A 9,078-nucleotide genomic window follows, 5' to 3' on the forward strand; every position below is an offset into this window, starting at 1 on the left:
TATGCGCGGTGCATCCGATCAGAACTGCCAATGTCGCGATGCGAAGCTGCGCGCCTGCCATGCGTGCCCCCTGATGGTGCTGCCTGTGCTCCGGTCTCGCGAGCGCGTGGATTCGCGCTCTGCCGTGCTTGGGGAAAGGTTAATTGCGCGGGGATAGCCTGACAAGCGGGCAGGGGGCGGTGTCGGGGCGGTCGCGTTGAGGGGCGTCACGGGAGGGGCGGCAAATGCAGGGCAGCCATCCCCTTTTCACCCCAGCGTTTTCTGCTAAATGAGAGGGCGATAACAGCCCCGAGGACGCTTATGGCCGATCGTTTCCGCCTCACCATGGCCCAGCTCAACCCCACCGTGGGCGCGCTGGAGGCCAATGCCGAGAAGGCCTTCGCCGCTTGGGAAGAGGGCAAGCGCGCGGGCGCCGATATGGTTGTGCTGCCCGAGATGTTCCTGACCGGCTACCAGACGCAGGACCTGATCGCGAAGCCCGCTTTCGTGCGCGACGCGGTCGCCGCGATGGAGGCGCTGGGTGCGCGCATCACCGATGGTCCGGCGCTGGGCATCGGCGGGCCCTACTGGACCGAGCAGGGGCAGTATAACGCCTATTGGGTCTGGAAAGACGGTGCGCTGGTCGCGCGGATGCTCAAGCACGATCTGCCGCATCACGGGATTTTCGACGAGTATCGCATCTATGATACCGGTCAGATCTCGGGGCCCTACGCGATCAACGGCGTGCGGGTCGGGACGCCGATCTGCGAGGATGCGTGGCATCCGGATGTGGCCGAGACGCTGGCCGAGACCGGGGCCGAGATTCTGATCGTGCCGAACGGTTCTCCCTATCACCGGGGCAAGCTCGACGTGCGGATGACCCATATGGTCGCGCGGGTGGTCGAAACCGGGCTGCCGCTGGCCTATCTCAATTCGGTCGGTGGTCAGGACGATCAGGTCTTCGACGGGGCGAGCTTCGTGCTGAACCGTCACGGGCAACTGGCTGCGCAATTTGCACCCTTCGACGAGATCATCGACCATGTCGATTTCGAGCGCGACGACGAGGGCTGGGCCTGCGTTGCGGGCCGCGACGATCCGCAGCCCTCGGAATGGGAGCAGGATTACCGCGCGATGGTCGAAAGCCTTGGCGATTACCTGCGCAAGTCGGGCTTCTCCAAGGTCGTGCTCGGCCTGTCGGGCGGGATCGATTCCGCGCTGGTCGCGACGATTGCGGCGGATGCGCTGGGGCCGGAGGCCGTGCATTGCGTGATGCTGCCCTCGGAATACACCTCGCAGGGATCGCTCGATCACGCGGCCGATCTGGCAAAGCGTCAGGGGATGCGTCTGGACACGGTGCGGATCGACGGGGCGCGCGATGCGGTCTCGGATGCGCTCGCGCATCTGATGGAGGGCACCGAGCCCGACGTGACCGAGGAAAACATCCAGTCGCGCCTGCGCGGCGTGATGCTGATGGCGCTGTCGAACAAGTTCGGCGAGATGCTTCTGACCACCGGCAACAAATCCGAGATGGCCGTGGGCTATGCCACGATCTATGGCGACATGGCGGGCGGTTACAATCCGATCAAGGATCTCTACAAGACCCGCGTTTTCGAGACCTGCCGCTGGCGTAACGCCAATTACCGCGACTGGATGAAGGGCCCGGAAGGCGAGGTGATCCCGCGCGAGATCATCGACAAACCGCCCTCGGCAGAGCTACGGCCCGACCAGAAGGACGAGGACAGCCTGCCGCCCTATCCGGTGCTCGATGGCATCCTGGAGGGGTTGGTGGAGCGCGACGCCTCGGTCGCCGATCTCGTGGCCGAAGGCTACGAGCGCGAGACGATCAAGAAGGTCGAGCATCTGTTGTATATCTCGGAGTGGAAACGTCACCAGTCCGCGCCGGGCACGCGCCTGTCGAGCAAGGCGTTCTGGCTGGATCGCCGTTATCCGATCGTCAATCGCTGGCGCGACCACGGCTGAGCGCGGCGTTCGAGTTACCGCTCAGTTTGCGTCGCTCCACGTCAGACGTGCGACGCGGGGGCGGGTGACGATGAAATTGTCGAACGAGATCGCGTCGTGGAAGCCGACGAAATGCTTGGTCGGATCCTCGCCGATTGACGTCAGATAGGCCTTGTACGCTTCAGAAAGCTTGAAGGGGAGGTCATAAGCGTAGGAGGTCTCCACGATGAGCGCCTGATCGCCCGCCGCGAGGACCGGAATGCGATCCGCCTCGAGATCGAGCGCCTCCTGCGTGTAGCTTTGCGCCAGACCGGTCGCAAAGGAATCGTCCAGCTTCACCTTTTTTGCGTCGCTGCCTTCGGTGGGATCGTTGCAGGCGTGGTTCAAATCCTGCGGATCGTCCCAACAGCTTACCAAGGTCACACGCATCCAGCTACGCGACGGGTCGCTATTGCCGGTCGCAAAATCGTAGACCTGTTTGATGCCTGCGACGAATTTCGGACCGATTGGGTCCCGTTCGCGCGAGATCAGGTCCGAGACCGTTACATTGGCCCGTGTCGCGGCGCCGCGAATTTTGAACACGTCATACATTTCGATCGACAGGATCAGCCAGCCCGACAGCATGATGAAGGCCATCAGCCCTTCGATCGGGATGGATCCGGTCTCGTCGTCGCGGAAGCGGCGGAACACATTGCGCATCTTTGCCATGACCATCGCTCAGGTCCCTCCTGCAGCAGAGGCGACCGCCGGTTCGATCACGATCGCGGTCGTTGTCACCAAGGCGTAATCGCCATCTGCGCCGACCGGCGATGCTTCGAGGAAGGCTTGCGCGATGAAATCTTCCAGCAGCATCGGCTTTTCGCGTAGGCAGACCCGCACGAGGATCAGTTGATCCGGGGCGGCGGCTTCCAGCGTGCCGGCGGGTGGTGGCTTGGTCACGTCCGAGAAATCCTCGCAGCGCACCGGGTGATTGGCGATCGAGGAGGTCCAGTTCGTCTTGTCGACCTGGAACATCTCGACCGAAACCCGGTTCATGCAGGTGTTCCCGAAGAAGCCCGCCTGTTTGCAGATTTCGTGGCGCAGCGTTTTCTCGTCGATGCTGGAGTAGTTCCCGATACGGATGATCCGGCTCGTGGCTTCGGTCGCGCGGGTCAGCAGGGTCTGCTTGATGAAGATCACGCCCAGCTCGATCCCGGCGAACATGAAGAAGATCAGGAACACGATCCAGAGCAGGGCGGGGATCGTCACCGCCCCGTCCTCCGCCCTCAGGAAGGCTCGTTTATGTGTCAGCCTCAGTGCCATGCTCTGCGCTCTCCGGTCAGTTCGTCAGGCGCAGGGTAGAGATCTGCGTCGCGATCGAGGAAAATGCATCCGCGAGATTGGCGGAGTCTACGTCGTACTGATAGCTCGGACCCGAGCTGCAATCCGCGAGCGCCGTCTTGCCGCTCTGGGGCGCATCCACGGCCACGGTGAAGACGATGATATCCTTGCTTTTCCCGGCCTGGCACACGTCGTGCAGGTTTTTGTCCTTCTCCGAGAACATCGAGGAAATCGCCATCTCGTCGTAGATCGAAGCCACGGATTCTTGCGGGTCTAGGCGCTGGCGCGGCGGCAGAAGGAAGGTCTGGATCACATATTGCAGCGTCCATCCCTTGCTCCAGACGGTGCGCCAGTCGATCGCATGCAGGTCGCGATGCTCGAACTGAGGCACGTCCTCGCAGACAGTGTCCCAGTAGTAGCCGTATCTCCAGTTGTATTTGAGCTCTTTGTGGCATTCCCTCGTGGTCGTGTAGGTGCCGATGTCCTCCGGTGCGTACCAGTTGCGATCGGCGAAGGAGTAGTAGGACTTCTCTCCCTGATCTGCGCGGTCTTGCGAGAACCAGTACATTTTCGACATGGTCGTGCTGTCGTCATTGAAGGCCGTCGAACTGTCGACAGAGAACAGGCCGGAATCGCCTGTCCGATACTGCATCCGCGTCGAGAAGGTGCGTGTGTTCTGACCGTCGGTCATCAGGATCATCACCTTCATCGAGCGTTCGTCGATGCTCTGACCGGTCGCGGGATAGGGCAGGGGGCGGTCGTCCACATCAGCGGAGATCGTCCCGTTTTGGACCAGAGCGGCCGAGACCGGTTTGGCCGAAGGGTCGAGCAGCGCGAAGCCCCAGCGGGCGCCGATGTCGATCGCGGTATCGCCGCCTGCACGCAGCGACGCAATCTTGTTCACGACGTCGTTCTGGTTGTCCTCGAAGGCCATGACGTCGGAATAGCTGTGATCGTAGCAGTTCTCGCCGGAGTTGCTGAGGTATTTCCGGACATACATGTTCTGGCCGATAAAATCGTAGCTCCAGCCATACATGGTGCGCTGCAGGCCGGTGGTCGGCAGGCTCACGCTGTTGAACCCCTGAAGCTGCACGTCTGCGCAGGTGTTGTAGCTGTGATCGGACGAAAGGTTGTAGACCGAGGCCAGAGCCGGGCCGAGCGAGACCTGCTGATTGTACGGCACGATCGAGATCGAAAGGCGTCCGGGAGGCGCGCCCGGCGGCTGAACATTGTCGAACATCTTGTTGGTGAAATTCGTCGCGGCATCGCGCAGCGAGGCGATCTTCGTTTCGCCATAGTAGGAGCCGGAATCCGTCTGGCCCATGGAGCCGGAGACATCGAGCACCATTGAGATTTCGACATTGCCGATGGATTCCTCGGCTTGGGCGTGGGTGTTCGAGCGGAAGGATTTGACGCCGAAGCCGATCAGGTCACCGAAGATCGTGGGCATGTCATCCTGCGCGGTCATCGATACGCGGCGGTATTCCTTCTGCTGGCCCTCTTCGACCACGGGCTCGATATTGAGATAGTCGAGGCCGCTGGTGGAGAGGTAGTCTTTCGCCACGGTCGCGGGATCGAGCGTCTGATCCAGATTGGCGGCGGCGAGCGCGGCTCGGTCGAGCGAACTTTGGATAAGCGTACGGCGTTCGTCTTGGCGGACGAAATCAATCGCAATGCCGCCAATGACCATCAGCACGATCAAAACCTGCAGGCTGAAGATGAAAACCGCTCCATCCTCGTCCTGCGCGAACCGCCCCATTCGGGCGCGCGCGGCTTCGATACGGCGTGCCAAGCCGTTTTGTTCGGTTTTGTCCCTCATCCCCGACCTCCTTCTCCTTGTCCCATGGCCTCGCCGCCAGCGGAGAAAACTCGTAAAAAATCACCGGATGAAACTGCATAATTCCTGAGGCGAAATTAAGGCAAAACCTTGTCTAACTTCATGGAATTGTTGTGCTTTAAATATGGAATGCCGCAGTGTGTGTGAGATAGTTTCCCAATCGGCCACCAATCTGAGGGGCTTCTGACGCTGGGTGCCGTCTTGGAGACTGAGTCGTTTAAACTAGGTTAACTCGCCTCAAGGGGCGGATTTCTCACCTTCGGTTGACGCGAAGTTCTCGGCGCGCGCGAGGCCGAAAGCTGTGGGTAGCTCCGCGGGTCCTCTCGACTCTGCCGCGCATGGAGACAATATAGAGAGCATGAGCCTGCCACCCGGATTTCTCGACGAATTGCGCAGCCGTTCCTCGATCGCTCAGGTCGTGGGGCGCAAGGTCATTTGGGACATGCGCAAGTCGAACCAGGCCAAGGGCGACATGTGGGCGCCGTGCCCCTTCCATCAGGAAAAATCGGCCTCGTTCCATGTCGATGACCGCAAGGGCTATTACTATTGCTTCGGCTGCCACGCGAAGGGCGACGCGCTGAGCTTCGTGCGCGAGACCGAGAATGTGAGCTTCATGGAGGCGGTGGAAATCCTCGCCCGCGAGGCCGGAATGCAGATGCCCGCGCGCGATCCGATGGCGCAGGAGAAAGCCGATCTGCGCACCGAACTGGCCAATGTGATGGAAGAGGCGGTGAAGTATTTCCGCCTCCATCTGAACACGCAGGCCGGGAGCGCCGCGCGCGACTATCTGGCCGGGCGCAGCCTGAACAAACCCGCCGTGGACCGCTTCGAGATCGGCTTTGCCCCGCCCGGCTGGCAAGGCCTGCGCGATGCGCTGAAGGCGAAGGGGATCTCCGACGAACTGATCAAGGGCGCGGGGCTTGCGAAGGACAGCCAGAAGGGACGCGAACCCTTCGACGTCTTCCGCAACCGTATCATCTTCCCGATCCGCGATCCGCGCGGGCGCTGCATCGCCTTCGGCGGGCGCGCGATGGATCCGAACGATCCGGCGAAATATCTCAACTCGCCCGAGACCGCGCTCTTCGATAAGGGACGCTCGCTCTATAACCATGGCCCCGCGCGCGAAGCCTGCGGCAAGGGCGCGCCGCTCGTGGTCTGCGAAGGCTATATGGATGTGATCGCCATGGTCGAAGGGGGCTTCGGCGGGGCGGTCGCACCGCTGGGCACCGCGATTACCGAGGATCAGCTGCGCCTGATGTGGCGCATCCATGACGAGCCGATCATCGCGCTCGATGGCGACACGGCGGGCCTGCGTGCGGCGCTGCGGGTGATCGATCTCGCGCTGCCGCTGCTGGAGGCGGGGAAGGGCGTGCGTTTCGCGATCATGCCGCCGGGGCTCGACCCGGATGACGTGATCCGCAAGCAGGGCCGCGAGGCGATGGAGACGATCCTCGCCGAGGCAAAGCCGATGGTCTCGCTGCTGTGGCAACGTGAGACTGAGGGGAAAGTCTTCGACAGTCCCGAGCGCCGGGCGGCCCTGGACAAGAGCCTGCGCGCCGCGATTGCGCGCATTCAGGATCCCTCGATTCGCGGCCATTACGGGGACGAGATCAAACGCCTGCGCTGGGAGCTGTTCGGCACCGGTCCGCAGGCTGGTCCACAGGGCGCTGCGCAAGGATCCCGCGGGGGCTTCACGCCGGGCGGTTTCGGCCCCGGCGGCAAGCGTGGCAAGGGCCGCTTCGGTGCGCCGCCGCCAGCCTTGCCCGAGACGCGCTCCTCGCTTCTGGCGACCGCGCCGAGCGACGTGGCCGAGCATCTGCGCGAGGCGATGATCCTCGGCATCTGCGTCACCCACCCGGCGCTGGTCGCCGAATTCGAGGCGGAACTGGAAGCCGTGCCGCTGCGCGACGCGACGCATGATCAGCTGCGCCACCGGATGCTCGCCCATGTCGCCGCGCCCGCCCCGGAAATCGCGAAAAACCTTTACGCGGAAATGGCGGCCGACCTTGAAAAACTGTTGAACCTGCCCCATTTGCGCTCTGCCCCTCCGGTTCGCAACGCTGAGAACCTCGATTTGGCGCGGATGTGCCTGACCGAGGAACTGGCCAAGCTGGACGCCGCTCGCGCCGTGCGCGAAGAGGTCGCCGATGCGATGGAGGATCTGGCGGGGCTTGCCGACGAAGGCGTGACATGGCGTCTGGCGCAAGCAGCATCGCTTCGCCATCGTGCAGAGAGATCGAAACTGGAGGACTCCTCCGATATGGGCGAAGATCAAGCGGCGCTGTCCGCAACGCTTCAGGCCATGATCGACGGGGAAATCTGGCGTAAGAAACATTGAGCCGGATGGCTGCGGGCCAACGGATTACGGAAAAGCGAATTGTTGCGGACACATTCAGAATCAACTTTCTGTCCACAGCCCTCGCGCCCCTGTGATTCGCCGCCGCGATTCGATACACAGACGAGATATGATTCGCTTTCGTCATAGCTTGAGCCCAACCAAGCCCTGACCGAGGAGCCCACATGGCCGCCAAAGACATCGACGACAATAAATCCGACACTCCGAGCGACGACGCGACGTCCTTCGATATGAGTCAGGCCGCCGTGAAGCGGATGATCGCCGAGGCGAAGGAACGCGGGTTCATCACCTATGACCAGCTCAACAAGGTGATGCCGCAAGATCAGGTCTCCGGGGACCAGATCGAAGATGTCATGTCGATGCTCTCCGAAATGGGCATCAACGTCATCGAAGCCGAAGAGGCCGATGAGGAAGAAAGCAGCAGCCAGGGCGGCGAAGTCGCGACGACGGCTTCGGGTTCGCGCGAAGTCGCGGTCTCGACCACCAGCTCGGAAACGCTCGATCGTACCGATGACCCGGTGCGGATGTATCTGCGCGAGATGGGTTCGGTCGAGCTGTTGTCGCGCGAGGGCGAAATCGCGATCGCCAAGCGCATCGAGGCTGGCCGCAACACGATGATCGCGGGCCTCTGCGAGAGCCCGCTGACCTTCCAGGCCATCACGATCTGGCGCGACGAACTTCTCAACGAAGAAATTCTTCTGCGCGACGTGATCGATCTCGAGACCACCTTCGGCAACTCGCTCGAAGGGGTCGAAGGCGAAGAAGAAGAGATCGCACCGCCCACCGTCGGAGCCGAGGCGACGACCGAGGGCAGCAAGAAGTCCGAGGATAGCGGCAATTCGGAGCCCGAGCTCGACGCGGACGGCAACCCGATCCAATCCGACGATGACGACGAGGACGAAGGCGCGAACCTTTCGCTCGCCGCGATGGAAGCCGCGCTGAAGCCGCGTGTTCTCGAGACGCTCGAACTGATCGCGCGCGACTATGCTCAGCTTGCCGAAATGCAGGACCTGCGGATGTCGGCGACGCTGAACGAGGATGGCTCCTTCTCGGTCACCGAGGAAGCCGCCTATCAGAAACTGCGTTCCGAGATCGTCGAGCTGGTGAACTCGCTTCACCTGCACAACAACCGGATCGAAGCGCTGATCGACCAGCTCTACGGCATCAACCGCAAGATCATGTCGATCGACAGCGGCATGGTGAAGCTCGCCGATCAGGCGCGCATCAACCGTCGTGAGTTCATCGAAGAGTATCGCGGCTACGAACTGGACCCCAGCTGGTCCGAGCGGATGCAGGCGAAGTCGGGCCGCGCTTGGCAGTCCCTGTTCGAGCGCTCCGCCGACAAGGTCGAAGAGCTGCGCGGTGAGATGGCTCAGGTCGGACAGTATGTCGGCGTCGACATTTCCGAATTCCGCCGCATCGTCCAGCAGGTCCAGAAGGGCGAAAAAGAAGCCCGTCAGGCCAAGAAAGAGATGGTCGAGGCGAACCTGCGTCTCGTGATCTCGATCGCGAAGAAATACACCAACCGCGGCCTGCAATTCCTCGACCTCATTCAGGAAGGCAATATAGGCCTCATGAAGGCCGTGGATAAGTTCGAGTATCGTCGCGGCTACAAGTTCTCGACCTA

6 protein-coding genes are annotated in these 9,078 nt (G+C 62.0%); 3 read left to right on the forward strand and 3 right to left on the reverse strand.

The features are described 5' to 3' along the window. Window positions 1-300: 300 nt before the first annotated feature. Window positions 301-1,959 (forward strand): NAD+ synthase, encoded by a 1,659-nt coding sequence (locus B3D39_RS12530; RefSeq protein ID WP_274962907.1) that lies wholly within the window; start codon window positions 301-303, stop codon window positions 1,957-1,959. A 21-nt stretch (window positions 1,960-1,980) separates the two neighbouring features. On the opposite strand, the gene B3D39_RS12535 is transcribed toward B3D39_RS12530, so the two are convergent. From B3D39_RS12535 to B3D39_RS12545, 3 genes are read right to left on the reverse strand one after another with little or no spacing between them, the layout of a single operon-like run. After that, entirely contained in the window at window positions 1,981-2,646 is a 666-nt protein-coding gene (locus tag B3D39_RS12535) for a hypothetical protein (RefSeq protein ID WP_286789749.1), read from the reverse strand. 9 nt (window positions 2,647-2,655) lie between these two features. Next, window positions 2,656-3,240, reverse strand: a complete 585-nt coding sequence (locus B3D39_RS12540; RefSeq protein ID WP_274962909.1) for a TadE/TadG family type IV pilus assembly protein — start codon at window positions 3,238-3,240, stop codon at window positions 2,656-2,658. 16 nt (window positions 3,241-3,256) lie between these two features. Then, window positions 3,257-5,077 (reverse strand): TadE/TadG family type IV pilus assembly protein, encoded by a 1,821-nt coding sequence (locus B3D39_RS12545; RefSeq protein ID WP_274962910.1) that lies wholly within the window; start codon window positions 5,075-5,077, stop codon window positions 3,257-3,259. A gap of 376 nt (window positions 5,078-5,453) precedes the next feature. On the opposite strand from B3D39_RS12545, the gene dnaG reads away from it, so the two are divergent. Together dnaG and B3D39_RS12555 are read left to right on the forward strand one after the other, a co-directional pair. Beyond that, window positions 5,454-7,433, forward strand: a complete 1,980-nt coding sequence (gene dnaG, locus B3D39_RS12550) for a DNA primase (RefSeq protein ID WP_274962911.1) — start codon at window positions 5,454-5,456, stop codon at window positions 7,431-7,433. 182 nt (window positions 7,434-7,615) lie between these two features. Continuing rightward, window positions 7,616-9,078 (forward strand): sigma-70 family RNA polymerase sigma factor (locus B3D39_RS12555; RefSeq protein WP_286789750.1); only part of this gene is annotated, 1,463 nt, incomplete at its 3' end.

It is taken from the genome of Thioclava sp. UBA3469, from assembly GCF_002378135.1.
GTDB lineage: Bacteria > Pseudomonadota > Alphaproteobacteria > Rhodobacterales > Rhodobacteraceae > Thioclava > Thioclava sediminum.

Excerpts from the sequence above, each read along its gene's own strand:
- dnaG (WP_274962911.1), top strand. The coding sequence starts at position 5,454 with ATGAGCCTGCCACCCGGATTTCTCGACGAATTGCGCAGCCGTTCCTCG.
- B3D39_RS12540 (WP_274962909.1), bottom strand. The coding sequence starts at position 3,240 with ATGGCACTGAGGCTGACACATAAACGAGCCTTCCTGAGGGCGGAGGAC.
- B3D39_RS12530 (WP_274962907.1), top strand. The coding sequence starts at position 301 with ATGGCCGATCGTTTCCGCCTCACCATGGCCCAGCTCAACCCCACCGTG.
- B3D39_RS12545 (WP_274962910.1), bottom strand. The coding sequence starts at position 5,077 with ATGAGGGACAAAACCGAACAAAACGGCTTGGCACGCCGTATCGAAGCC.
- B3D39_RS12535 (WP_286789749.1), bottom strand. The coding sequence starts at position 2,646 with ATGGCAAAGATGCGCAATGTGTTCCGCCGCTTCCGCGACGACGAGACC.